General features: G+C 70.5%; 23 protein-coding genes. 9 read left to right on the forward strand and 14 right to left on the reverse strand.

What is annotated here, in order from left to right; translation table 11 throughout:
• Nucleotides 1-19: 19 nt before the first annotated feature.
• From ACWD4O_RS37190 to ACWD4O_RS37220, 7 genes are all read right to left on the reverse strand, one after another.
• A complete protein-coding gene (locus tag ACWD4O_RS37190) occupies nucleotides 20-460 on the reverse strand; it encodes a VOC family protein (protein ID WP_451286933.1) in 441 nt (146 codons plus the stop codon).
• Nucleotides 461-719: 259 nt separating this feature from the next.
• A complete protein-coding gene (locus ACWD4O_RS37195; RefSeq protein ID WP_451287036.1) occupies nucleotides 720-1388 on the reverse strand; it encodes a Type 1 glutamine amidotransferase-like domain-containing protein in 669 nt (222 codons plus the stop codon).
• Between the two features lie 311 nt (nucleotides 1389-1699).
• Entirely contained in the window at nucleotides 1700-2533 is an 834-nt protein-coding gene (locus tag ACWD4O_RS37200) for a carbohydrate ABC transporter permease (RefSeq protein WP_451286935.1), read from the reverse strand.
• Nucleotides 2523-3506, reverse strand: a complete 984-nt coding sequence (locus ACWD4O_RS37205; protein WP_451286937.1) for a carbohydrate ABC transporter permease — start codon at nucleotides 3504-3506, stop codon at nucleotides 2523-2525. Before ACWD4O_RS37205 ends, ACWD4O_RS37200 begins: the two co-directional genes overlap by 11 nt.
• Nucleotides 3503-4783, reverse strand: a complete 1281-nt coding sequence (locus ACWD4O_RS37210) for an ABC transporter substrate-binding protein (RefSeq protein ID WP_451286938.1) — start codon at nucleotides 4781-4783, stop codon at nucleotides 3503-3505. Before ACWD4O_RS37210 ends, ACWD4O_RS37205 begins: the two co-directional genes overlap by 4 nt.
• A gap of 149 nt (nucleotides 4784-4932) precedes the next feature.
• Nucleotides 4933-6507, reverse strand: a complete 1575-nt coding sequence (locus ACWD4O_RS37215) for an FAD-dependent oxidoreductase (protein WP_451286940.1) — start codon at nucleotides 6505-6507, stop codon at nucleotides 4933-4935.
• A 17-nt stretch (nucleotides 6508-6524) separates the two neighbouring features.
• The gene (locus ACWD4O_RS37220; RefSeq protein WP_451286942.1) at nucleotides 6525-7574 is read right to left on the reverse strand and encodes a LacI family DNA-binding transcriptional regulator; all 1050 of its coding nucleotides are present in this window, start codon (nucleotides 7572-7574) and stop codon (nucleotides 6525-6527) included.
• Nucleotides 7575-7743: 169 nt separating this feature from the next.
• Between ACWD4O_RS37220 and ACWD4O_RS37225 the strand changes: the two genes are divergently transcribed.
• Nucleotides 7744-10107 (forward strand): hypothetical protein, encoded by a 2364-nt coding sequence (locus ACWD4O_RS37225; protein ID WP_451286944.1) that lies wholly within the window; start codon nucleotides 7744-7746, stop codon nucleotides 10105-10107.
• A gap of 65 nt (nucleotides 10108-10172) precedes the next feature.
• Nucleotides 10173-11819 (forward strand): glycoside hydrolase family 13 protein, encoded by a 1647-nt coding sequence (locus tag ACWD4O_RS37230; RefSeq protein WP_451286946.1) that lies wholly within the window; start codon nucleotides 10173-10175, stop codon nucleotides 11817-11819.
• Between the two features lie 351 nt (nucleotides 11820-12170).
• Here ACWD4O_RS37230 and ACWD4O_RS37235 read toward each other — a convergent pair whose 3' ends face one another.
• Nucleotides 12171-12782: a TetR/AcrR family transcriptional regulator gene (locus tag ACWD4O_RS37235; protein ID WP_451286948.1), complete on the reverse strand. Its 612-nt coding sequence runs from the start codon at nucleotides 12780-12782 to the stop codon at nucleotides 12171-12173.
• 232 nt (nucleotides 12783-13014) lie between these two features.
• Here ACWD4O_RS37235 and ACWD4O_RS37240 point away from each other — a divergent pair, with 232 nt between their 5' ends.
• Nucleotides 13015-13701 (forward strand): SDR family oxidoreductase, encoded by a 687-nt coding sequence (locus tag ACWD4O_RS37240; RefSeq protein ID WP_451286950.1) that lies wholly within the window; start codon nucleotides 13015-13017, stop codon nucleotides 13699-13701.
• Nucleotides 13702-13854: 153 nt separating this feature from the next.
• Here the strand turns inward: ACWD4O_RS37240 and ACWD4O_RS37245 are convergent, their stop codons facing one another.
• Together ACWD4O_RS37245 and ACWD4O_RS37250 are read right to left on the reverse strand one after the other, a co-directional pair.
• Nucleotides 13855-14334, reverse strand: a complete 480-nt coding sequence (locus ACWD4O_RS37245; protein WP_451286952.1) for a hypothetical protein — start codon at nucleotides 14332-14334, stop codon at nucleotides 13855-13857.
• Complete coding sequence (locus tag ACWD4O_RS37250) at nucleotides 14328-14921, reverse strand: TIGR03086 family metal-binding protein (RefSeq protein ID WP_451286954.1); 594 nt, start codon at nucleotides 14919-14921, stop codon at nucleotides 14328-14330. The genes ACWD4O_RS37245 and ACWD4O_RS37250 overlap by 7 nt, the downstream gene beginning before the upstream one ends.
• A 115-nt stretch (nucleotides 14922-15036) precedes the next feature.
• Between ACWD4O_RS37250 and pdxR the strand changes: the two genes are divergently transcribed.
• On the forward strand, nucleotides 15037-16488 hold the full coding sequence (gene pdxR / locus ACWD4O_RS37255; protein WP_451286956.1) for a MocR-like pyridoxine biosynthesis transcription factor PdxR: 1452 nt from the start codon (nucleotides 15037-15039) through the stop codon (nucleotides 16486-16488).
• Between the two features lie 156 nt (nucleotides 16489-16644).
• Here pdxR and ACWD4O_RS37260 read toward each other — a convergent pair whose 3' ends face one another.
• Nucleotides 16645-17340, reverse strand: coding sequence for an alpha/beta fold hydrolase (locus ACWD4O_RS37260; RefSeq protein ID WP_451286958.1), 696 nt, complete (start codon nucleotides 17338-17340; stop codon nucleotides 16645-16647).
• A gap of 76 nt (nucleotides 17341-17416) precedes the next feature.
• Between ACWD4O_RS37260 and ACWD4O_RS37265 the strand changes: the two genes are divergently transcribed.
• Both ACWD4O_RS37265 and ACWD4O_RS37270 read left to right on the forward strand, forming a co-directional pair.
• Nucleotides 17417-17992, forward strand: a complete 576-nt coding sequence (locus tag ACWD4O_RS37265) for a TetR/AcrR family transcriptional regulator (RefSeq protein ID WP_451286960.1) — start codon at nucleotides 17417-17419, stop codon at nucleotides 17990-17992.
• 359 nt (nucleotides 17993-18351) lie between these two features.
• A complete protein-coding gene (locus tag ACWD4O_RS37270; protein WP_451286962.1) occupies nucleotides 18352-19086 on the forward strand; it encodes a hypothetical protein in 735 nt (244 codons plus the stop codon).
• 168 nt (nucleotides 19087-19254) lie between these two features.
• On the opposite strand, the gene ACWD4O_RS37275 is transcribed toward ACWD4O_RS37270, so the two are convergent.
• Nucleotides 19255-20145 carry a LysR family transcriptional regulator gene (locus ACWD4O_RS37275; protein WP_451286964.1) on the reverse strand — a complete coding sequence of 297 codons (891 nt, stop codon included), beginning with the start codon at nucleotides 20143-20145 and terminating at the stop codon, nucleotides 19255-19257.
• 135 nt (nucleotides 20146-20280) lie between these two features.
• Between ACWD4O_RS37275 and ACWD4O_RS37280 the strand changes: the two genes are divergently transcribed.
• The 3 genes from ACWD4O_RS37280 to ACWD4O_RS37290 all read left to right on the forward strand — a co-directional run bounded on the left by ACWD4O_RS37280 (nucleotide 20281) and on the right by ACWD4O_RS37290 (nucleotide 22084).
• On the forward strand, nucleotides 20281-20739 hold the full coding sequence (locus tag ACWD4O_RS37280) for a nuclear transport factor 2 family protein (RefSeq protein WP_451286966.1): 459 nt from the start codon (nucleotides 20281-20283) through the stop codon (nucleotides 20737-20739).
• Nucleotides 20740-20800: 61 nt separating this feature from the next.
• On the forward strand, nucleotides 20801-21643 hold the full coding sequence (locus ACWD4O_RS37285; RefSeq protein WP_451286968.1) for an NAD(P)H-binding protein: 843 nt from the start codon (nucleotides 20801-20803) through the stop codon (nucleotides 21641-21643).
• A gap of 57 nt (nucleotides 21644-21700) precedes the next feature.
• Nucleotides 21701-22084 (forward strand): DoxX family protein, encoded by a 384-nt coding sequence (locus ACWD4O_RS37290; protein ID WP_451286970.1) that lies wholly within the window; start codon nucleotides 21701-21703, stop codon nucleotides 22082-22084.
• A 197-nt stretch (nucleotides 22085-22281) separates the two neighbouring features.
• Here the strand turns inward: ACWD4O_RS37290 and ACWD4O_RS37295 are convergent, their stop codons facing one another.
• On the reverse strand, nucleotides 22282-23313 hold the full coding sequence (locus tag ACWD4O_RS37295) for a WD40 repeat domain-containing protein (protein WP_451286972.1): 1032 nt from the start codon (nucleotides 23311-23313) through the stop codon (nucleotides 22282-22284).
• Complete coding sequence (locus ACWD4O_RS37300) at nucleotides 23279-25414, reverse strand: WD40 repeat domain-containing protein (protein WP_451286974.1); 2136 nt, start codon at nucleotides 25412-25414, stop codon at nucleotides 23279-23281. Before ACWD4O_RS37300 ends, ACWD4O_RS37295 begins: the two co-directional genes overlap by 35 nt.
• Nucleotides 25415-25598: the final 184 nt, after the last annotated feature.

Here is a 25598-nt window from a genome sequence, read left to right on the forward strand (position 1 = left end):
GGAGCGCGGCAGGCCCGCGTCAGCCGATCTGTTCGGCCAGGGCGACGATGATGCCTGCGGGGCCGCGGAGGTTGCAGAGCCGGAAGGCGTTCTCGTACTGCGCCACCTCGCCGAGGAGTTCGGTGCCGTGGGCACGCAGGCGGGCGACGGTGTCGTCGATGTCGTCGACGGCGAACATGACGCGATGCAGGCCCAGCGTGTTGGGCGGAGGGTTCCGCGGCTCGGCGTCCGACAGCGCGGGGGCGTGGTACTTGGTCAGCTCCAGCTTGCTGTGGCCGTCCGGGGTCCGCATCATCGCGATCTCGCTCCGGACGCCGTCGAGTCCGACGGTGCGGTCCGCATAGAGGCCTTCGATCTGCGCCTTGCCTTCCAGCTCCATGCCGAGCTCGGCGAAGAAGGCGACAGCCGCGTCCAGATCGTCGACGACGATGGCGACGTTGTCCATCCGCTGAAGAGTCATGCCTCCGAGCCTAGCGACTCGATACTCGGCAGCACGGGACCGACCGTGACATGACGACGGGCACGCAGGTCGAGTGGCTTGTGCTGTCCTTCGCTGCGCGCGCCGCACGACCCGCCTGCCGAACGGCGCGACGTCAGCCCGCCCCTACTACCTTGCTCAAGCCGCCTGACGCAGGTGCTCACCCCGGCAGCTCCGCATCAGCGTGCCCCTGGGCACCGCACTGCCCCGCCCAGGGTTCCCCACCCCACCACGCGTCGATTCACGGATGGAACCGCCACCGGCCTTCAGAAATGACATCCACCTTGCCGTCCCTGACTTGAACGGCCGTCTCGTCGTCGATGAAGTAGATCGGGAAGTCCGCCCGCGCAGCGATGCGATCGGCCCAGGCGTCGTCGCGCTCAGGAAAATCCGGTGAGTACAGGTGGGGCTTGAGATACCAGTCGAAGAAGCCGAACGGCGGCTCCACGGTCGTCGCGCCGAGCACGTGGAGGTCCGGGGTGTCCCCGATGACGTCAGCGGAGTGCTCGGTGAGATTACGGCTGAAGATCATTGATCCGGCGCTCACCCCCACATAGACCCGGCTCTCCAGCGCCTCCAGGAAGCCGTCGGTCAGGCCGTTGCCGGTGATGCTGCGCGCGAGGTGGTAGTGGTTGCCGCCCTCGACATAGACGACGTCGGCGTGGAGCAGCCGGTCGAGCACCATCTGCCGGGGCAGGCCGTTCAGTTCCAGGACGTCGAACTCCCGCCAGCCGAGGCCGTGCAGCCGGTTCATGTCCGCGACGAACCACCCGTGGTCCCCGGGCTCGGCGACTGATGCCGTGGGAACGAACACGACGTTCGCCGACCCGAACGGCTTGCCCAGCATGTCCCGCAGCGCATCCACCAGCGTCTCGTTGCGCAGGCCACTGGCCGTCAACAGAAGGTTCATCGGGCGAGCCAACCACGGCTGACAGTCGCGCGCAACGAACCCAGGATCCACCAACACCGTCATGGCATGGCCGCATCCGGAGCAGGCGCCAAAAGCCTCGCCTCGCGCGTCGGCCCGTTCTCGACGCCTGCGCCGTCAGCAGTCGACGCACCGTGGACGTGCGGCCGTTGGCCCGCAGGGCTGCCTCCGGCGCGGACACCGCAGCCGACCGGAGCACGTCGCGGTGCGGCATCTGGTGGGTGCCCGGCGTGCCGAGGGTTCGGGCTTCTCGGCGGGAGGCGGGAGGCGGGAGGCGGGAGGCGGCCCGGCGTTCATTTGAGGCCGGAGTGGGACAGCCCTTCGATGAAGTGGCGCTGGGCCAGGACGAAGACGATCAGCATCGGGAGGACCGTCATGGTGGCGGCGGCGAGTTGGGTGTTCCACATCGGGCCGCCGTAGGAGTCGGCGAAGCGGGTCAGGGCCTGCGGCAGGGTGAACAGCTCCGGTGACGTGAGGTACACCGTGGGTTCCAGGTAGAGGTTCCAGGAGGCGAGGAACGTCAGGATCGCCACCGCCGACAGGGCCGGTCTGGCCAGCGGCAGGCAGATCCGCCACCAGATCGCGGGGCGGCCGAGGCCGTCGAGGCGGCCGGCCTCCTCCAGTTCGACGGGGAGGGCGATGAAGAACTGCCGCATGATGAACGTCGCCAGTACGCATGGTCCGGCCAGCGCGGTCACCAGGATCAGCGGCCAGTGCGTGTTGATCAGGCCCGCCGATTTGAACAGCTGGAACAGGGGCACGATCGTCACTTCGCTCGGTACCAGCATCCCGGTCAGCACCACCAGGAACAGCGCGTTCGCGCCGGGGAAGCGGATCCGGGCGAAGGCGTACCCGGCCAGACTGGACACCAGGAGAGTGATGAGGGTGACCAGGACGGCGATGTAGACGCTGTTGAAGTACTGCCGGGCGAAGGGCTGGAAGGTGAACGCCTCGCGGTACGCGGACAGGGTCGGTGAGTCGGTCCACAGCGACGGCGGGGCCTGGAAGATCTCCGCCAGTGGTTTGACCGACGCGGCGACCATCCAGATCGTAGGCACCACGAACGGGATCGCCAGCACGCTGAGCGCGATCACCAGCAGGGCCGGCCGGACTCGGTCAGTCCTCATAGAACACCCACTTACGGCGCAGCTGCCATTGCAGCAAGGTGAGCAGCATGACGAAGGACAGCAGCATCAGGGCCAGCGTCGAGCCGTAGCCGATGTCGTTGAACTCGAAGGCCTGCTGGAACACGTAGTAGACGAGGACCGTGGTGGACAGGCCCGGTCCGCCGCCAGTCAGGACGGCGATCTGGGCGAAGGACTGCAGCGCCCCGGCGACGGTGACGATGGCGGTCAGCAGCACCGTCGGGGAGATCATCGGCAACGTGATCCGGGTGAAGACCGTGCGACTGTTCGCACCGTCGATGCGGGCGGCCTCGTACAGCTCCCGCGGTACGCCCTGGAGGGCGGCCAGGAACAGCACCATGTTGATCCCGACGCTGCGAACCACCTGGGTGAGGATCACCGACACCATCGCGGTGTCGCCCTTCTGAAGCCAGTTCGGTCCGTCGATCCCGAGGGTGCCCAGCAGGCCGTTGATGCCGCCGTTGTCCTGGAGGAGGAAGCCCCAGACCAGGGTCCACGCGACCACGGAGACCACCACCGGGGAGAAGAACAGCGTCCGGAACACCGTGACGCCGCGGAACTTCCGGTTGAGGAGGACGGCGATGAGGAGACCGAGGGTGATGTTGACGACCACGACCCCGCCGGAGAAGAGCACGGTCGCCAGCAGCACCTTGGGCAGTTGCGGGTCGTCGGCCAGCGCCGCGTAGTTCTCGCCGCCGACGAAGGTCTGCTTGCCGGTGAAGACGTTCCAGTCGTTCAGGCTGTACCAGATCGCCATGCCGACCGGCAGCAGGACGAACACCGCCACCCCGACGAGCTGCGGCAGGATGAACAGGTAGCCGGTCAGTACGTCCCGTCGGCGGGACGTCCAGAAGGCCCGACCCGCCGGACCCACCGGCCCCGCCGACCCCGATGCGTGCGCGGTCTCGGCTGCGGACTTCACCACCGCCCGCTCGGCGGCCCGTGTCCCGTTCACTTGGCCAGAATCGGCTTGATCGCGGCGCAGACCGACTTCAGGACGGCCGGGATGTCGGCGTCAGCGCGCCACATCGCGTCGAGTGCCGTCTTGCCCTTCTGGGCGATCTCCGCCGGGCTGGTGTGGTTGGGCAGCGTGACCGCGTCCGGCAGCTGGTCGACCACCGCGTCCTGGAGTTGGGCGGCGTTCAGGACCTTGTTGTTCGCGGCGAGCTTGTCCCCGGTCAGCAGCGACTTGCGGGGCGGCGGGAAGTACTGGGCCAGTTTGGCGGCATTCTCGGGGTTGGTCAGGTAGGCGAGGAAGTCCGCCGCCTGCTCCGGGTGCTTGCTGGAGGCCAGTACGCCCATCCCGGCCTGGCCGAGGACGGAGTACTTGCCCTGGGGGCCCGCGGGCAGCGGGTACAGCCCGAACTTGAACGAGCCGGTCAGCAACGAGGCGCGGGACACCTGCGCGACGGTGAAGGCGGCGTCGCCGGCGAAGAAGTCGGCGCTGGTGCCAGGCCCTGGCATCGCCTGGGTCTTGAACGCCGCGTCGTGCAGGAAGGTGAACGCCTTCTGCATCTCGGGGCTGTCGAAGGTGCAGGTCTTGCCGTCCGCGCTCCACGCCGACGCGCCCCAGCCGGTCCACACGGTGGCCAGCGTGTTCCACGCCTTGTAGTCGAAGTCGCGGACGACGAAACCGGCCTTGCCGGTCTTGGCGTGCACGGCCGCTCCGGCCGCCGCGACCTGGTCCCAGGTCAGGGTGGCCGGGTCGATCTTCTGTCCGGCCTCGGCCAACAGGTCGGTGTTCACGTAGAGGGCGTACGGCGAGTTGGAGAACGGGTAGGCGTACAGCGTGCCGTCGTGGCTGAACTCGGATGTCACGCTGTCGAGCAGGTCGTCGTACTTCCAGCCGGGGGTGGCCTTGAGCTTGTCGGTGAGGCCGAGGAGCGCGTCGGAGGCGATGAGGTCGCGTGACAGGTCGCCCATCCAGGCGAGGTCCGGGGCGTTGCCGCCGGCGATCTGGGTGGTGAGCGTCGTGTTGTAGTCGGCGAACGGGAGACTCTCGAAGGTGATCTTCGAGACGTCGGGGTGGTCGGCCCGGTAGGCGGCGGCGATGCTGTCGAACAGCTTCAGCTGGTCCTTGTCCGAGGTCCAGACCGTCATCCGCAGCTCTGCCGGCTTGTCCGAGGTGTCGGCCGCCGGCCCGGCGCAGGCTGCGCTGAGTGCGAGGACCGTCGTCAGTGCGACAGCGCTCAGCACCTTTCTGGTTCCGGTTCCGGTTCCGGTTCTGGTCATGGGTGGGTTCCTTTCATGTACGGGTGCCGGTCCGGCTCAGTGCTCGTGCCGGTCCAGTCCGGTCAGGTGCGGGTGCCGGCCGGTCAGATGCTGATGCCAGCGGGTCAGATGCGGGTGCCAGTCCGGTCATGTGCTGGTGCCCGTCCGCCTCAGTAGCCGACGACCTCGGGCCAGTGGAGTTCGACGCCGGCCTCGGCCAGGCGGCGTTGGAGCTGCTCGACGAGTGCGGGTTCGGCGGCGACCTGCCGCGGGCTCAGTCCGCGGTCGAGGCAGAACGCGGCGAGTTCGCCCGCGGACTCGCCGACGTTCCACTCGACCGGGTGGAGTCGGTAGGCGCCGTTGGTGATGTGGGTGGTGCCGATGTTCTTGGCGGCGGGGATCAGGTTCTGGGTCCGCACCGGGATCAGCGCGCCCAGCGGGATCTCGAACGGCGCGGACTCGACGTCGATGTAGTTGTCGCCGCCGGTCGAGGGGTGCAGGTCGATCCGGTACATCCCGACCCCGACGGAGGCGTCGAAGCGGGCGGGCCCGTCGGATCCTCGGGCCTTCACCGAGATGTCCTGCTCACGGACGGTCGTCAGCGCCTTGATGCGGCGGGATTCGCGGATGTACGGGGCCTGCGCGAAGCCGTCGTCGGTTCCGACCAGGTCCCCGCGCAGTCGCAGGCCCGGCCAGCCTCGGCCGCCGTCGGGGCGGGGCGCTTCGGTCTGGAGCCAGTGGACGTAGGCCCGGGACTGCGCCTTCGCCGCCGCCAGGTGCAGGTCCCGCTCGTCGGTGTCGATGATCGAGCCGCCTACGTAGTCCAGCTGGGGCCAGTTGGCGAGCACGATGTCGCTGTCGTACAGGCCGTCGGTGAAGGTCTGGCGGGCGGCGATCCGGCGGAACTGCCACAGGTCCTGGTCGCCGGCGTCGAAGCGGGGATCGCCGGAGACGTCCCGTTCCGGATTGACGATCATGGTGCGCTGCTCGGGGGCCAGAGTGCGCGGGTTGGGTGCGGTGAACGACAGCATCGGGGCGCCCCAGTAGGGCAGTTCGAACGCGCGCCAGTCGTCGTAGTCGTCGGGGCGCGGGATCGTGTGGTCGCCGGGCGCGTGGTCGAAGACGAAGCACCACGCGATCGACTGCACGTTGGCCGGGTCGGCGACCTCGGGGGCGCTCGGCTCACCGGTGTCGGACCGGGCCTCGGCGCCGACGACGTACTCGGTGCCGGTCAGCGGCAGCAGGTCGCCTGTCTCGGTGCCGTCCAGCACGAACTCCGCCGTGATCACGCTCTGCGCGCCGGTCCGCGGATCCGCGACCGTGACCGTGCGGACCACGCCGTCCACGGTGTCGGCCGCGACCGGGACCGCGGGCTGCAGGACGGTCAGCCGGCCGCTCGACCGGTACGGGGCGAGAAGGGCCTCGATCACCGCGAGCGCCACCCGCGGTTCATGGCACAGTCGGCTCACCCGGCCGCGTCCCGGGTTGAGTTCGCGGTCGGCGCGGGCCGCGTCCGAGAGCGGGTAGTGGTCGCGGTAGTAGCGGCGGATGTTCTCCCGCAGGTTCCGGTAGCGGGCGGTCACGCCGAACTGCTCGACCCAGATGTGCTCGTCCGGCGGCACCGCCTGTGACGTCAACTGGCCGCCCAGCCACGGGTACTCCTCGGTCAGCACGACCCGGTGCCCGCGCTGGAGCAGCGCCAGAGCTGCTGCCACCGAGCCGAGTCCGCCGCCTATGACCGCCACCTCTGTGGCGATCCTGTTCACGACCGGCCTGCCGGCCGGGCGGCGATGGTGTCGCCCGCTTCGACCTCGGCGACCAGCAGCCGCTGGGTGTCGAGCCCGGCCCACTCCCCCGGGTCGGTGGTGATGAGCTGCCGGAGCAGTTCGAGTGCTTCGGCGGCGACCTGTTTGCGGGGCACGCGGAAGCCCGTCAGCGCCCGTCCGTCGGTGCGATGACCGCGGACCTCACCGAACGCGGCGACCGAGATCTCGCCGGGCACGTCCACCCCGGCTCCGACGAGCGCGAGGATGACGTCCTCGGTGAGGAAGGCGTCCTCGGCGATGATCAGCGTGGCCTCCGTGGCCCTGGCCAGCCTGGGCAGGTCGGCGACGCGCTCCTCCCCCACCAGCATGAACGCCATGCGGCCCGCCGCCGAGGCGGCCTCGACCGCGCCGCGCCGGTCCCGCGCGGTGGCGGTGTCCCGGCCGCGGTGCACGTACAGGGCCTGGCGGTGCCCGCTGTCCGCGGCCAGGTCGATCAGGGCGTTCGCCGGAGTGACGTAGTCGACGCCGACGTACGGCACGGCCGCGGTCGTCTCGTCCCGGCGGCCGACCGCGACGAACGGGAACTGCTCGGCGACCAGCCGTTCCAGCTCGGAGCCGACCATCTGCTGGCCGAGCAGGACGCAGCCGTCGGTGAGGCGCAGCCGGGTCTTGCGGTGGAACAGGCTGCGGGTGCCGTTCTCGACCGGCGAGGACGTGAAGAGCAGCAGGTCCCAGCCGATCTCCTCGGCGGCGCGTTCGATGCCGTTCAGCAGCGGGCCGTAGAAGTCGAGGCTCTCCGGCGACAGGGCTTCCTCGTAGGTGAAGACGCCGATGATCTGGTTGTCCAGACCGGCCAGCCGACGGGCCGCCGGATCGGCGACGTAGGTCGCCTCCTCAAGCGCCCGCTTGACCCGCGCCCGGGTCTCCTCCGGGATGCGCACGTTGGTGCCGTCACGGTCGTTCAGCACCAGCGAGACGGTGGTCTGGCTGACCCCCGCGATCTCGGCGATCTCGCGCTGGGTGACCCGGCGCGGCTTCGATGGCATCGATCCTCCGTTGATAATGCGTAACTTCACCGGACGTTGGAGACGTTAAACCGCCGGAAACAAGAGCGCAATACCTCTTGACCAACGGCCTGTCCGGTTGAGACCGTCCGTGTCACGCCGTTGATGATAGGCATTATCACGACGGTTCTCGGCCAGACAGGAGCAGACGATGACCACTCCCCATGCCGAAGGCGCCCGTCTCAGCCGTCGCGATACCGATGGCGCCCGTCTCAGCCGTCGCCGACTTCTCGGCGCGGCGCTCGCGGCCGGTGTCGTACTGATCGCCGAGCCCACCGCCGTGACGGCCCACGCCGCGGCCGGCGACGTCACCCTCACCGCCGGCGGGATCAGCCTGCTGGCGAGCATCGGCGGCCGGCTCGCCATCCGCGACGCGGCCGGCGTCACCCGCAGCGCCGGGTCGAAGTTCCAGATCAAGGACCAGCTCACCGGCATCCATCTGTCGACCGGCGGCACCCCCGCACTGGCCGCCCTGCCGGACGGGACACCGGCGATCCGGATGGACTACACCTTCGACGCGGCCGCCGGGCCGACCACCGTGACCGGCTGGTTCAGCGTCACCACCGGGCATGCCCGGTTGGAGTGGCGGATCACGGGAGCGGACACTCTGCTGCCGGACGGCTTCCTGTTCAGCCGGGCGATCCAGGCGCCGACCGCGCCCGACGACTACATCGCGATCACCGAATGGGTACGGGACACCGGCGGCGGCATCCCCCACGAGGAGCCCGCCGGTGTCGCCCACACCTCGACCTGGGGCAGCCTGCACGGCCTGTTCCTGCTCGACCGCTCACGCCAGGCCTGGACGAACACCACCTGGATCCACGCACCGGGAACAACCGACCCGGCCGGCGGCTGGACCAGCAGCGCCGACTTCTTCTTCTCCGCGACCAGACCGTCGGCCACGGCTACCATCGGCCGCGGCGTCGAACTCGGCCTGGAGCTGACGACCGACCGCGACTTCAACCTGTACGACAGCCCTGGCGAGCCCATGCAACTCACCGCCCTCGTCGCCAACGGCGGTGCCGCGCGTACGGCCGAACTGGAGCTGTCCGTAAGGGACTTCGACGGCGCCCAGCTGGCCGCGACCACCGTGTCCGGCAGCATTGACGCGGCGGGCACCTGGCAGCACACCTTCACCGTCGCCGCGCCCACCGCCGGCATCGCGTTCGCCGAGGTCGTCGTACGGTCCGGGGACGACGAGGCCTTCGCCCGGACCAACCTCGCGACCCTTCCGCCGTTCACCTACCAGGCGGGCGCGGACAGCATGTTCGGGATCGCCAACTACCCGTGGCTGCAACGGCCGAGCGCCGACGCCCTGCTCGACCTCTGGCAGCGGGCGGGCATCTCCCTGGTCCGTATCGCCTACGACGGCGGCCCGGGCCTGCCGCCCTCGGCGTTCGACGCGCGGGGCATGCGTCACAACATCGAGTTGCAGCCGTCCCTGGACGCGACCGACACGGACGCGGCAACCTGGGCGGCCGACAAACTGGCCGTGGCGCAGGGGGCCGGGGCCGGGTACTTCGAGGTCGGCAACGAACTGAACCGGCCGTTCAACACCGGAACGGCCGCCCAGGCCTACCTGGACAAGGCGCTGCGCCCGGTCTTCGACCGGCGGGCCGTGACCGGCGACACCGTCAAGCTGATGAACAACGGTCTCGCCGGGATGGACAAGCCCTGGGTGGAGAACTTCATCGCCGCCGGCGGGTGGGACCTGATCGACGCGTTCGCCTACCACCCCGGGCGCGGCAACTTCACTCCCGACTACATCCCGCCGGGCGACGACTGGAGCACCGGCTCGGCGGGCACGTACTGGAACTTCTACGGCGGCCTGAAGCAGCTGAAGGCGCTGATGGCGCAGCACGGCGAGAAGGAGATCTGGCTGACCGAGGCCTACGCGCCGACCAAGCCGAACAGTTGGTGGCACGACACCTACCGGCACGCCGCCGAGAACGTCCTGCTGACTCTGGCACTGGCGAAGTCCGAAGGCGTCACCTGCGTGTGCTGGTACCAGTTCCACGACAGCGTGCTGGGCATGCCGCAGATCGCCGATCCGGACAACGTCGAGTACCACTACGGGCTGATGAACCGCGACCTCAGCCCGAAGCCGTCGCTCCTGGCGTACGCGAACGCGGCCCGCACACTCGACCAGGCCACGTTCCAGGGCCACTTGACCTTCCCGGACCCGCGGACCTTCGGCCTGTGGTTCGACACACCCGACGGCCCGGCGGTCGTCCTGTGGAACCGGGCCGACGGCTACCTGCTGAACACCTCCGGCACCCGCACCGACTGGCACTTCCCCGCCCCCGAGGTCTGGGTCGACCCCTGGCCGACCAAGACCGTCCTCAAGGCCACGGCGGGCAGTGCCGTGCGCGAGGTGGACGCCATCGGCCGCAGCCGCCAACTGCCGCCCGCCCAGGGCAAGGTGACCCTCACGCTCGACGGCGCACCGCGCGTCTTCTACGGCCTGACGCCGGTGGCCGGGCCCAGTGCCAACACGCTGGCGGGCTGCTGCTGACAGCAGCCTGAAGGGCAGCCTGAAGGACCACCCCACTCCCCCGCCTCCAAGGAGCGACCAACCGCATGTCCCTTCCCGACACCTCACCGTGGTGGCGCAGCGCCGTCATCTACCAGGTCTACATCCGCAGCTTCGCCGACGGTGACGGCGACGGCGTCGGCGACATCGCCGGTATCCGCTCCCGGCTGCCGTATCTCAAGTCGCTCGGCGTGGACGCCATTTGGATCAACCCCTGGTACAAGTCGCCGATGGCCGACCACGGTTACGACGTGGCCGACTACCGTGCGATCGATGAGCTGTTCGGCACCGTGGCCGATGCCGAACAGCTCATCGCGGAGGCGCACTGGCACGGGATCCGTGTCGTCCCCGACCTCGTCCCGAACCACACGTCCGACCAACACGTCTGGTTCCAGGCGGCTTTGGCGGCGGGCCCCGGCAGCCCGGAGCGGGAGCGGTACGTCTTCCGGGCCGGGCGGGGCGAGGGCGGCGCGTTGCCGCCCAACAACTGGGTCTCCGAGTTCGGCGGCCCGGCCTGGACCCGGCTGCCCGACGGCGACTGGTATCTGCACCTGTTCGCCCCGCAGCAGCCGGACCTCAACTGGGAACACCCCGACGTGCACGCCGAGTTCGAGGACATCCTGCGGTTCTGGTTCGGCCGGGGCGTGGACGGCTTCCGTATCGACGTCGCCCACGGCCTCGTCAAGCACCCCGAACTGCCCGATGCCCCCGCCCGGTTGGACGCGGCGGACGGGGAACCGCGCCGACACATCGACCACCCGCACTGGGACCGCGACGAGGTGCACGACATCTACCGCGCCTGGCGCAAGGTCGCCGACGAGTTCGACGGCGACCGGTGCTTCGTCGCCGAGGCGTGGGCGGACACCCCGGAGCGCCTGGCCGCCTACGTCCGCGAGGACGCCCTGCACACCGCCTTCAACTTCGACTACCTCAAGGCGAGTTGGGACCCGGAGGAACTGCGCGGGGTCATCGACGACTCCCTCGCCATGCTCGGCGCCGTCGGCGCACCCGCCACCTGGGTGCTCTCCAACCACGACGTCACGCGCCACCCCAGCCGCTACGGCCGCAACACCGCCGAAGGCTGGACCGCCGGCGCGCGCTACACCCCCGGCGGCCCCCTCGACCTCGACCTGGGCATGCGCCGAGCCCGCGCCGCCGCTCTCCTCACCCTCGCTCTCCCCGGCGGCGCCTACATCTACCAGGGCGAGGAACTCGGCCTTCCCGAGGCCGAGGACCTGCCCGCGGAGGTCCTCCAGGACCCCATCTGGGAGCGCTCCGGACACACCGACAGCGGCCGCGACGGCTGCCGGGTGCCGATCCCCTGGTCCGGGCAGCACCCGCCGTTCGGCTTCAGCCCCGACGACGCCACCGCCACGCCCTGGCTGCCCCAGCCTTCCGACTGGACCGGGTTCACCGTCGAGGCACAGACCGGCGACCCGGCGTCCATGCTGGAGCTGTACCGCACCGCCCTGCGCCTGCGCCGCGCACACCCCGCCCTCGGCGACGGCACCATGACCTGGCTGGACGCGCCACCCGGCGTCCTCGCCTTCCGCCGCGACCCCGGCTTCGTCTGCGTGGTCAACCTCTCCGCCGCCCCGTACCCACTCCCCGACGGCTCCTCCGTCCTCCTCGGCAGCGCCGATGTCGAGGACGGTTCGCTGGCGACGGATCACGCGGTCTGGCTCGACGTCTAGAGACCCGCGACGCGGGCACCGGGCCGCGCGCCCGCACCGCAGGGCTCCCGCTTTCCACTTGGGCATCAGTCAGGTGCTGCGGGCCCTCCGGCGTCGCGCACGCCGGACATTCGACGCCGCACCTCGCCGGAACGGCTACAGCCGGCCCGGCGTACAGGACCTCGTCGCTCTCGCAGCCAACCACCTCCCAGCCGAGTAGGTCGGCGATCCTCGCTGCCAGTTCCTGAGCGGCTTCGTAGGCGGGGGGCGCCGGCCGAGGAGCGGATCAGCTCCATCAAGGCCCTCTCGCCCATGCCTTCACGCCTTCCGGCTGTGTGAGTTCAGGCACCGGTGGCGCCCTCATCGCGACGGTCAGCCGAAGAGGATCTGCCGCAGTATCCGGGTGAGGTGCTCGGCGAGTTGGTCGGGCGGCATCGAGGCGAGGGGTTCGGTCCGCGCGATGTACCGGCTGAACGCCACCCCGATCATCTGCGCCCCTACCAGCGCCACGCGCGCGTCCAGGTCGTCGTCGGGTGTCGTGGGTGCACCGGGTGCGAGGACGGACCGGTATACGGCGGCGCTGTGCTCCTGCATCGCGACCAGGAGGTGGGCGGCGGCGTGTTCGTCGGATGCGGCACTGCGCACGAGGATGATCAGCGGATCGTTGACGGCGTCGCTCTCCAGGCGCTGCACGAAGGCGTGGGCGATCCGGTCGGGCAGCGTCTTCGGGTCGCCGGCCGCGACGCGTTCGAGGTCGCGGTTGCCCGGCACCGCTGCGAGGAAGAGCCGTTCCTTGGAAACGAAGTGACGCGTGATCAGGCCGTGCGTGACTCCGGCCCGGCGCGCGATCTCGCGCACCGTCGTACGGGCGTAGCCGCGCTCGGCGAAGGTGTGGCGGGCCGCCTCGATGATGGCCGCCCGGTGTCCCTCGGGATCCCGACGGCGCCTGCGCGGCGGCTCGTCAGCCGTCTCTGCGTCGTTCACGGCACCTCCTTCATGTGATCACCCTACGGCTCCGCGGCGCGGTACCGACCGCCACTGCTACCTTAGTATCCATGTGGATATTAACTACGAGGGACGGAGCCTACGCCGAGCTCGCGGCCGTCACGGCGAACTTGCCGCAAGCCGCCCTGCACCTCGTCCCGGCCATGCGCGAGCAGGCCCGAGCCACTCTCAGCAGCCTGAAGGCCACCGAACACGGAAGGACGGTCACTGCATGACCAGCACACTCATCGTCGGCGGCAGCGGCGGGCTGGGCAGCGTCATCGCCGAGCACTTTGCGAGCCGCGGCGACGACGTCATCGTCACCAGCAGGGACAAGGCACGAGCCGAGAACATAGCCGCCCGGATCGGCGGCCGCACCCGCGGGCTGGCCCTCGACCTCGCCCGACCCGAGACGATCAGCGCCTCGCTCGCGGACATCACCCATGTCGACCGCCTCGTGATCACCGCGGTCGGCCAAGCGGCGAACACACTGGCGCAGTTCAACATCACGGACGCCGTCTCCGCCGTGACCATGAAACTCGTCGGCTACGCGGAAACCGTCCGCGTGCTGCACGACCGGTTCACTCCGGATGCCTCCGTCGTCCTGTTCGGCGGACTCGCCAAGGAGCGCCCCTACCCCGGCTCGACCATCGTCTCCACGTTCAACGCCGGCATCACCGGCCTGGTCAGGACGCTCGCGGTGGAAATCGCCCCGCATCGCGTCAACGCCCTGCACCCGGGCCTGATCGGCGACAGCCCCAAATGGCGGGACGTCCCCGACCCGCCCCACTCCGCCCAGACACCGATCGGGCGGCTGGTCACCATGGCCGAAATCGCCGACGCCACCGACTTCCTGCTCCGCAACACCGCCATCAACGCCCACGACCTCCACATCGACGGCGGTCTCCTCGCCACCTGACCTCACCGCATGACAGCCACCGTCCGGCCGTCATGCGATGGCACGCGTCCAGGTCGAGGCGGCCGAGGCGTTCTCGTCGAAGCCTTCGGCGGCCTCGGCCTGGGCGGAATGCTCATACAGGATGTGCCTGGCTCTTGAGCTGCGCAGGCGTTGTCAGCCGCTCTGCCGTGCCGCCCCCCGCGCGGCACGGCGGCGATCGTCCGACATCAGCCATGCCTCCGCGTCCCGGCGGATCCGTGCCGCGTCGAAGTTCTCGTACTTCCGGACCATCGACCTGATCGTGCCTCGCCCGCGGTACTCGTCCATGATCGCAATATGCTCCGGCAGGCGCACGAACTCCGCCAGGGCCTGCCGCCCGGTCCATACCGAGACCGATCCGCAGCGCCGGGCCGAGGGCATGACCCACAGCCACATGCCGACCGCCCCGTCGAGATGCGGCCAGCGGCGCTGCAGCTCGAATCCGCGACGCGCGATGCCGGGCAAGGCGCGGTATGCGTCGCTGGTGAAGTCGGTGACGCTGACGATCAGCGGGCCGCTGCGGCCACCGCGCATGCCGCTGTCGACGCCATTCACCGCGGAGCGGTCGCCGAGCGAGTCCCCGGCCGGGCCCTGACGCCAGCGGCTCCTCAGCATGGCGCCGGCGTCAAGGACGGGTCGCGGCCGAGCAGGGCGAGCAACCGGTCGCCCGGCGGGGCCTCGTCCGGGACGGCGATCCGCCGGCGGAACGCGGCACCTGCCCCGCGGCCCTCGTCCGGGATCAGGGCGGCGACGGACAGCGCGGCGGTGGTGAGTTCGGCGGCGGGTTCCCACGGGGCGTCGATCGTCACCGCGACGTCCCAGGCGTGAACCACGTAGTCGAGCAGATGGAAGCCGATCGCTGTCCGCCCGGGGACAGCGAAGCCCTCGCCCACCTCCGGCAGCGCGAACCGCCGCTCCAGCACTTCGTCGTCCGCGAACGCCGCGGTGACCTCCCCCGCCGACGCCTCGTACGCTCCGGCCGGGTCGTCGCCGAGGTCGCCGTCGCTCCATACGGCCCACCGCTCACCCGCGCCGCGGGCGGAGGCGGCGAACCCCTCGTTCTGGCTGACCAGATGGCGGAGCAGGCCGTACAGGGTCCAGTCCGCGCACGGCGTCGCCAAACTCAAGTGGTCGGTCTTCACCCGGGAGACCATCTCCCCGGTCAGCAACAGCGCCTGGCTGTCCAGTCGTCGTATGTCCATGGCCGGAGCGTAGAACCGTACTTCGGTCCAGCTCCAGAGCCAATAAGCTGCTGATCGATTGAGCCAATTGCCGAGCCGAAGCCGACAACAGCCGAGCCGGAAACGGAAAACCGAGATGGACGTGCACGTCAGGCTCGACGGTCAACACGACCTGTCCGGCCAGATCTACCGCCAGTTGCGCACCGCGATCCACGACGGGCTGCTACGGACCGGCGATCGGCTGCCCCCGACCCGGGAGTTGGGCCGCCGCCTCGCGGTGGCCCGCAACACCGTCGGCGTCGCCTACGAACGGCTCGTCGCCGAGGGCTACGCGGACAGCAGGGTCGGCTCCGGGACCTATGTGCGTACGACGGGCCTGCCCACGCGCGAGGCCGCGCCCGCCACCGACACCACCGGCCCGGGACTGCGCCCCCGCGCCCTGTGGGCGCGCTTGTCCCCCTGGGCGGCCCCGGAGACCACGGGACCGACCACGGCGGACCACGACTTCCGGGTCGGTCTGCCGGACGCCCGGCTCTTCCCGTACGACGCCTGGCGTCCCCTGATCGCCCGGGAACTGCGCCTCTCGGCGGCCGGGGCGGTCGGATACGGCGACCCGGCCGGCCACGCCGGGCTGCGGGCCGCGCTTGCCCGGCACATCGGACTCTCCCGCGGCGTGCGGACCGGCCCGGAGGACGTGCTGGTGACCACCAGCACGCAGCAGGCCCTGGACCTCGTCGGGCGGGTGCTGCTCGAACCGGGCGACCGGGTGGCCGTAGAAGAGCCCGGTTACCCACCGGCCCGGCTGCCGTTCCTGGCGCAGGGCGCCGAAGTCACGGGCGTACCGGTGGACGCCGAGGGCCTGCTGGTGGACGCCATCCCGCCGGACACCCGCGCCGTGTACGTCACCCCCGCCCACCAGTTCCCGCTCGGCATGCCGATGTCGCTGCGGCGCAGAACGGCGCTGCTGCGGTGGGCGCGGCGGCACGGCGCGGCGGTGATCGAGGACGACTACGACAGCGAATTCCGGTTCGGCGGGCGGCCGGTCGAGACGCTGCAGAGTCTGGACCGGGACGGACACGTCATCTATGTGGGGTCGTTCTCCAAGGTGATGCTGCCCTCCCTGCGCGTCGGCTTCCTGGTGGCGCCCGCCCCGCTGCGCATGGCATTGCGCACCGCCAAGTACACCGCCGACTGGCACACAGCGGTCCCCACGCAGGCGGCGCTCGCCCGCTTCGTCGACGACGGGTTGCTCGCCCGGCACATCCGCCGGATGCAGCACACCTACGCGACCCGGCACCTGGCCATCACCCGTGTGCTCACCGACCACTTCGCGGACCTGGCCGAGCTGGTGCCGTCCGCCGCGGGCCTGCACGTGACCGCATTCACCCGAGGCCACCTCGCCGACCCCGACACCCTCGCGGACCGAGCCGGCCGGGCCAGGTCATCCGGCGTGGCGGTCTACACGCTGGCGGAGGTCGCCGCGAATCGCTCCGCGCGCCCAGGCTTCGTCTTCGGGTACGGCTCGATCAGCGCCCCGCACATCGAGCCGGGCCTGCACCGCGTACTCGGCCCGCCCAAGGACCACTGAACGCGGCAGGAAGCGCCCGTACACGTCTCGCCCGATTCAGCAACACCACGACGATCTTCTGGGCATGCGTTCGCATTCGTCAGCGACGAGGAGGCGCGCGGCAACATCGAGGCGGCCCGGGTGAGTTCTGGCGTGCGGGCTCGTCCGCGGCTGTCGTCACAGGCTGAGCAGGAGGTCCCGGACTGCGGCGGGCCGGGACAGGAACGGGTGGTGTCCGGCGTCGAGTTCGACGACCTTGTCGGCCCGGCGGGCGAACTCGCGCTGCAGCTGCGGCGGGGTGCCCCGGTCCTGGGTGCAGACGAGGTAGGTCGAGGGCGTCTGCTGCCATGCGGCCGCCCCGACGGGCTGCCCGGTCACCTGCACGCTCTGCCGGGCGAGATGGTCCACTGCCTGCGTTTGGACCTCGGGGTCGCAGTCTTGCAGGAATGTGTCCACGAGCAGCTCGGGGCGAACCCCGAAGGTGCCGGTGTCCGGGTCGACGTCGAGGAACGGGGCGGGGCCGCCGTCCCCGAACTCCGACAGGCTCTGCCCGGCCTCGGGCAGGTAGCTGGAGACCAGCAGCAGGTGGCGTACCGACCCGACGCCCGCGGCGGCTTCCGCGGTGACGATGCCGCCGTAGCTGTGGGCGACCACCACGGTCGGCTCGTCGCTGTCCAGCAGCGTCTGCCGCACCGCCGCGACGTCCTCGGGCAGCCCCGGACCGCCGACGCCCGCGGGCAGGCCCGCCTCGCCGCAGCTCGGCAGCGCCGGGGCCACGCTGAGCACCCCTCGCTCCTGCAGCAGCTCGGCGGTGCGGCGCCACCACCACGACCCGTCCCGCACGCACGCCCCATGCACGAACACGACCCTCATCGCTGCCTCCACGTCTGCCTCGACCGCCTTTCGATCAACGGTAGACGTAGTCGCCGTTACGGGAAAAGATGCCTTCATGGGCAGACGACCGCAGCCGGACATCAAGACCAGACTGCTCGACGCCTGTGCTGATCACGCCCTCGCGCACGGCCTCCCCGACCGGCTGGAACCGCTGGCCACCGCCACCGGAACCTCGGCCCGCATGCTGATCTATCACTTCGGCACCCGCGACGCCCTGTTGCGGGCCGTCCTCGGACACGCGCGCCGACGCCAGCTCGACGCATTCGGCGACCTCCTGCGGGCGCGCCCCGGCGAGCCCTACACCGCCACTCTGGAACGCGCCTGGACCTCGATCACCGGCCCGGACGGGCGCCCGTACCTGCGGATGTTCGGTCAGCTGCGTGAGAGCGCGGAGCAGCAGTTGTGGCCCGGCTTCCGGCGCACCGCGACGACCGACTGGCTCGGGCCGCTCGAGGACGGCCTGCGCAGCATCGGCCGACCGGAGCTGGCGACGCTCGTCCTCGCCGTCATCCGCGGTCTCCTCATGGACCTCGACGCCACCGCCGACACCACCCGCACCGACCGGGCCTTCCGCGACTTCCTCACCGCGCTCGAGCACCTGCCCAGCGGCGACGGTTCAGCCGACGCGTAGTGCTGCGTCGCGTACCCCTCGTTCGCCCGAGGTCACCGAGTCGACGCGCGGCCTCCCAGAAGCTGCCGTCCTCTCCTGTCGCGCACCCACGTCTACGGATTGCCGATCACCCCGCTCCCGGATCACCGCAAGACTCCCCCAAGACACGGTAAAACCTCGGACCAGGGCCGATGCTTTGACCTTGCTTTGAGGAACCGGTGATCATTCTGTGGTCTGCGCCCTCCTAGGGTCGCTCCGGGCTCGGCGATCTTCCGGCCCCGCCGACCAGGCCCCGGACGCCTCCGTGCTTCCGCGGCACGGCCGCTCCCGGTCCCCCACCCAGGTCCGGCGCACGGTGCACTTCACTTTCGAGGATTTCGATGCGTCTCCCGTTCCATGCCGTCAAGATGCTCACCGTCGCTGCGCTCCCGCTGGCCCTGGCCTCCTGTTCCTCCACTTCCACGGACTCCGCCGGCGCCACCCCCACAGCCGCCACGCCGTCACAGGCCAAGGACCCCGACGCCGGCCTTCTGACGGGCACGCAGCTGAAGGAGGCACTGGCCCCCTCCTCGTACTTCCCCTCCGGCTTCGCCGCCGACCCGAGCCTCGCCCGCGACACCGGGGACACCTACCAGGCACCGGCCACCAAGACCGCCGCCAAGCCGCACTGCGCCGACCTGGCGGCCACGAGCTGGATCAGCCTCACCGGTGTGGAGGGCGTCTCGTTCGCACAGAACTCCTACATCGACAAGGACACGAGCGCCGAACTCGACCAGGAGATCGACGTCTACCGTGGCACCACCGCCGCGGACGTGTTGAAGGACCTGGCGAGCGTCGTCGCCGCCTGCCCCGGCTACACAGACTCCGACACCCAGAGCAAGGTGACGGTCACCGGCGCCTCCACGGCCGGACTGGGGGACGCGGCGTACACCATCACCCTCACCGACAGCGCCTGGGAGAGCGGGACCACGTTGATCGCCTCCCGCACGGGCACGGCCGTCGTCAGCGTGCTGTCCACGGACGGCGCCGACAACGGGGCCGCGAGCGCGAAGAAGCTGGCGGAACAGGTGCTGGACGCGGTGAAGAGCAAGGGTGGGACAGCCGGCCAGAGCTGAGCCGGTCGGGGCTCCCGGGGGCCTCATCCCTCCCCACGGGAGGAACGCTCCGCGGCCCCAACCAACACGCAGGGGTCGCGGGGCGGGGGCGCCGTGGCGGACGCAGCGACCGGCGGGCCGCGGGCCTCGGTCGCTGCCCGTTGTCGCGGTCACTGCCCGTTGTCGCGGTCACAATGCGATGGGGCCGAGGTCGCCGGCGGTCTGGACCAGTGCGCGGATGGTGGGGCTGTCGTCGGTGGTACGCCAGGTGAGCGCCCATTCGAGGGTGGGGGCGTCATGGAGGGGCAGGAAGACGATGCCTGGGGGCCTGTTGTAGCGCGCGGCGATTTCGCCCAGCGGGTGGACGCAGCGTCCGGCGGCGACCAGAGAGAGGATCTCGTGGAAGGTCCGCGCGGCGGGCCCGCGTGGGATACGGCGACCGAGCGGGGTGCGGGTGGGGACCATGGAGGCGACCCAGTACTCGGGGGCTTCGGGGCCGAGGTCGACGACGTGGTTGTCGGCGAGGTCTTCCAGGGACGCGGTGCCGCGTCGGGCGAGCGGATGGTCCGCGGCCACGGCCAGCACGCGGCCTCCGGTGAGCACGGTGGGGCCGACGGTGAGGTCCGGTTCGGCGACGGGCAGCCACAGCACGTGCGCGTCGTGCTCTCCGGTGCGCAGGGCCGTGAACGCGTCGTTGCCGTTGATTTCGCGGAACTCGATGTCGCTGCCGGGGTAGCGGGTGCGGAACGCGTCGACGAGGGGGCGTAGTTCGTGTCCGGCGTGGCCGAAGACGCCCAGCCGCAGGGTCCGGCCCGCGCCCGGGCCGGCTGCTTGGGCGCGGGCGAGTCCTGCGTGGAGGAGGTCGAGGGCCTGTTGGAGGTCTTCCCGCAGGCGCCGGCCGACAGGGGTCAGGGCCACGCGTCGGCTGGTGCGATCGAACAGGGCCACACCGAGGCGTCGTTCCTGTGTGCGGATGGCCTGGCTGACGCGGGCCTGGGACACGTGAAGCCGTTCGGCGGTGCGACCGAAGTGCAGCTCTTCCGCCAGTGTCAGGAAGATCTCGATGTCACGCAGCTCCATGCATAACCCCCACGTTATGGATAGCTCCACGGACTCTACCTTGTTCCGCCGCTGACCTGCATCGATGCTGGACACATCACTCACCGGGCAGGCGACGGAGGCCTGACCGACGCATCGATGAGGCAGGGAGACCCGATGAGCGCTTTGCAGGCCGTCGTCGATCGCTTCGAGATCGAGGAGTTGCGCGCCGAGGTCACCGACGCGGTGATGATGCGCGACTTCGACCGCGTCGCCTCGCTGTTCACGCCCGACGGCGCCATGCGATGGCCGCACATCGACAAGGAGTTCGTGGGCCGCGAGGAGATCCGCGCGGGGATCGAGTGGGGGCAGGGGCTGTGGGAGTTCTTCGTGCAGAACGTCCACCCCGGCGTCACCCGGCTCGACGGCGACAGCGCGGCCGGGCGCGTGTACGTCCAGGAGTTCGGCCGGATGCACGACGGCAGCTCGCACCTGAACTACGCCCTTTATCACGATCGTTACCAGCGGACGCGCGACGGCTGGAAGTTCACCGAACGCGTCTACGAGGTCAGATACCTCGACTCCACCCCGCTGACGGGCGCACCGCCCCGACGCCTGGGGCGTGGGCGCGTCTGACGACCCCTGTTCTTCATCCTCCGCGTCAACCGAACTCGGCATCAAGCAAAGGAGCACTGTCATGATCCTGATCACCGGAGCCAACGGCGTCGTCGGGCGTCAGGTGATGAACCTGCTGCTGCAGGAGGGCACGGCTGTCGCCGCTGTCACGCGCGGTCCCGGCTCGGCCGCGCTCCCGGACGGCGTCCGAGCCGTCAGCGGCGACCTGTCTCGCCCCCACTGGATCGAGGCGGCGTTAGAAGGAGTGGAGGCCCTGCAGATCAGTCCGCGCGCCACCGGCCCCGGACTCGGCGAACTCCTGCGGCTCGCCGTCGGGCAGGGCGTGCAGCGTGTGGTGCTGCTCTCGGCCACCACCGTGGAGCATCCCGCAGGGGAAGCCCGCTTCGCCGCGCAGTTCCGGCACGCCGAGGAACTGGTCAACGGCTCCGGCCTGGACTGGACGGTCCTGCGCCTGGCCGACTTCGCGGCCAACGCACTCGCCTGGGCGCCCCAGATCAGGTCCGGTGACGTGGTGCGCGGCGCGTACGGTCAGGCCGCCACCTCGCCCATCCACGAAGCCGACATCGCGGCCGTCGCTGCACGCGCCCTCCGCGGCGGTGTTCCCCCGGGATCGGTCCACACGCTGACCGGGCCTCAGTCACTGGACCAGACCGAGAAGGTGCACCTCATCGGTGCCGCCCTCGGCCGGGCACTGTCCTTCCAGGAGCTCCCGCCGGAGCACATCCGCAAGGGCATGCTCGCGCAAGGGCTGCCCGAGGAGGTCCCCGACCGCCTGCTCGGCTCCCTGGCCGACTACGCCCACCGCCCAGGACCCACCACCAGCGACGTGGAAGACCTGCTGGGCCGCCCGGCTCACACCTTCGCCGACTGGGCACGCGACAACGCACCCGCCTTCGGCGGCTGATTCCCCGCCGATTCCCACGACGCCGCACTCATTTCGCACAAGACCGGGAGTCCACCCATGAACCTCACTCTTTGGATCGCCGCCGGACTGCTGGCCGCGGTCGCCCTGGCCGCCGGCGGCAGCAAGGCCTTCATCCCCAAGGCGAGACTGGCTGCGCAGCACGGCGGGGAATGGACGCAGGACGCGAGCGCCGGCTTCATCAAGACCCTGGGGATCCTCGAACTCCTGGCCGGGGTCGGCCTGATCCTGCCCGCCGTGCTCGACACCGCACCGGTCATGGTGCCGGTGACGGCCGTCTGCTGGATCGCCCTCATGGTCGGCGCCATGATCACCCACGGTCGCCTCGGTCAGTCCAAACTGGTGCTGCTGAACACGGTCTATCTCGCGCTTGCCGTCTTCATCGCGTGGGGCCGCTTCGGGCCTTGGTCCTTCGGCGGCTGACAGGAGTCGTCGGTCTCTCGCACCGGCGGCGTCGGTTCCCACCTCGGCTGCAGGCGCGCATCCGCGCCCTGCGCCCCGCGCCGAGGTGGCGTCAATTCCGTGCCCCACCACAACGCCGAACCCGATCGCCGCCTGACGGTCCTCGGCGCCCCGACCGCACCACCGCCTACGCCGAGTTCGGCCCCCGGCAGACATCCTCAGGAGGCGTACCGTGCGCGAACCTGGTCCGCAGGGGCCAGTAACGCCACATCCCGTCCGAACCCCACCACCAGCCGGCCATCCGACGTGGCGGCCACCGCGCGCACCCCCTCAGGAAAGACCAGCTCCGGTCCGACCTGCCGACCGGTGGCCAGGTCCCATACCCGCACCGTGGAGTCGTCGCTGCCGGTGACAGCAGCAGGCCGGCCGTCCACCACCCCCGTTGCCACGGCGGTCACCCCGTCAGTGTGGCCGATTCGAGGCTCGCCGAGGGGCCGGCCGGTGCTCAGGTCCCACACCCGCACCGTCCTGTCGCTGCTGCCGGTGACGGCAACCGGGCAGCCGTCCACCACTCCCGTCGCCACCGCCCACACCGACTCAGTGTGACCGGTGAGGGGCTTGCCGACCGTTGCGCGAGTGTCCAGGTCCCACACCCGCACTGTCTTGTCCAGGCTTCCGGTGACGGCGACCGTACGGCCGCTCACCACGGCCGTTGCCACCGCCCGCACCCAGTGGGTGTGGCCTTGAAGAGGTTCGCCGACAGTCTGGTCGTCGGCGGCGAGGTCCCACACCCGCCCCATGCTGTCGATACCGCCGGTGACGACGACGGTGCGGTCGCTCACCGACACCGTTGCCACCGCCCAGACCAGGTAAGTGTGCCGTTGCAGGAATGCACCGATCTGCCGACCGGTGGTCAGGTCCCACACCCGCACCGTGTCATAGCCGCCGGCGACGGCGACCGTACGGCCGTCCACCACCGCCGTGGCCACGGAACACACCTCGTACCCGTTGCCGGTGAGCGGCTCACCAATTTGCCGACCGGTGGCCAGGTCCCATACCCGCATCGTCCCGTCTTCGCTGCCGGTGACCGCGACCGCCCGGCCATCGACCACCTCCGTCGCCACCGCGGTCACCTTGCCGGTGTGGCCGACCGACAATTGCCGGCAGCGGGGGTCGACCATGCTGCCGGTGGCCCACAGGACCTCCCACCGCGCTTCACCGCGGTCGACGGCCACGGCGGTGATCCTCACCGACAACTCCCGCTCCCCGTACCGGGCGGCATCCAAGGCCAGCAACTGCCGCTGCTCCTGCTCGCACAGTCAGGACTGCGATGTCACGGTCGAAGCACACCACGAGTCGCCCGTCGGATGTGACGGCCAGAGCGTTGACCGAGCCGGGGAGGAGCAGTTCGGGTCCGGCCTGCCGACCGGTGGTCAGGACCCGGATGTGCACCGCCCCGTCGACGTTGCCGGCCACGAAGACGGGGCGGCCGTCGACCACCCCCGTCGCCACCGCGTTGACTCTTCCAGTGCAGCCGGTGAAGGGCTCGCCGACCGGTTGGCCGGTGACCAGATTCCACACCCGCACCGTCTTGTCCCCGCTGCCGATGACGGCGACAGCGCAGCCGTCCACCACCCCCGTCGCCACCGCGTTGACTCCTCCGGCGTGGCCGGTGAAGGGCTCGCCGACCGGTCGGCGGGTGGCCAGGTCCCATACTCGCACTGCGCCGTCCCGGCCACCGGCGACGACGACCGGGCGACCGTCCACCACTGCCGTGGCCACTGACGCCACCTCGCAGCGATCGAAGGGTCCGGAGAAATCGCCTGTACCCAGATCCCACATCTGCAGGCCGTTCCGGTCACCGGTGACGGCAACGGGACGACCGTGGAGGGCTGTGGTCGCCACCACGTCCGTACACCAAATATCGTCCTTCGAGGGCTGGGTGGCGGGTTGTCCGGTCGTCAGGTCCCAGACCACAACTGTCGGGTCGTGGCCGAGGCTGACGGCGACCGGCCGACCGTCCACCACTGCGGTCGCCACCGCGTGCACCGGGCTGTAGTGGCCGTGGAGGGGCTTGCCCACCGGCCGGCCGGTGGCCAGGTCCCATATGTTGACGGTCCCGTCGGCATCCGTGCTCCATGTGCTGGTGACGGCAACCGGCCGGTCATCGACGACAGCCGTGGCCACCGCGGTCACCTCGTGGGCGTGGTCTTCGGCAGACGGCTCTGCCGATCGGCCGGCCGTGAGGTCCCACACCTGGACCGTCCCGTCATCGCAGCCGGTGACGGCAACCGGGCGACCGTCCACCACCGCCGTCGCCACACAGGTCATCGCGCAGGTGTTGGTGTCGATGCCGGCAGCGTAGTCACGGGTGTGCATGGGCCGGCCGACTGTTCGGCCCGTGCCCGGATCCAACATCTGCATCGACGTGCCTTCGTTGAATCCGGTGATGGCGACGACCACCGGGCGGCCGCCGACCACCGCCGTCGCCACCGCGTCGATGTAGTCGGAGGCTGCCCCGGGGTCGAGGGCCGGGCCGACAGGTTGTCCGGTGGCCAAGTCCCACAGCCGTATCGTGGAGTCGGGGTAGTAGCCGCCAGTGACGGCGATGGGACGACCGTCGATTTCGGCCGTCGTCATGGCGTACACCGAGCCGGTGTGTCCTTCGAGGGACGCGCCGACGATCTCGCCCGTGCCAAGGTCCCAGACCCGCACCGACTCGTCGTCGGCGGCGCTGACGGTGAGGGCGACTGCGCGGCCGTCCACTACCGCTGTCGCCGGCACACGCGGGCTGATGCCTTCGAGGGACGGGCCGATCTGCCGTCCCGTCCCCAGGTCCCACACCCGCACCGCTCCGTCGCGGCTGCCCACGACGGCCACCGCACGGCCGTCAAGCATCGCCGTGGCCACCCCGGCGACCTGGCCGGCGTGGCCGGTGAGCGGGGCACCGACCGGGGAACCGGTGGTCAGGTCCCACACCCGCACCGTTGTGTCCGCGCTCCCGGTGACGGCGACCGGGCGGCCGTCGACGACCGTGGTCGCCACCGCCGAAACCTCGTCGGTGTGGCCCGTCAGGCACTGCCGCAACCGTTGGTCCGCCAACGCCCCGGTCGCCCACACCGGGATCCAGCCGCCCGCCTCTCCCGCGTCGCCGTCGACCGTCACCGCGGCCAACCGTCCGGCCAGCTCCCGATCCCCGAACTGGGCCGCCCCCAACGCCAGCACCTGACGCCGTACCGCCGCGCTCGCACCCCTATGACGGTGTACCGACCCTCGGTACACCGTCGTCAACAGCCCCGCCCCCGGGTCGGCGTCCAACAACGCCAACACCCGGTCGGGATCCCCATGCATGACCCGTTCCAGATCCGCGCAACCCGCGACCGAACCAAGAGCCGACTCTCCAGACATGACCAAGACAGTAGCCGCGCCCACCGACACACCCACCCCACCCCACACGCACTGGCTGCATCGGTGAGCGGGGGGAGTCGATTGTCGTTCGGTGCCGGCCTGTCGATGCGCGCGCTGGAGTGCAAGT

It is taken from the genome of Streptomyces sp. NPDC002623, assembly GCF_053592635.1.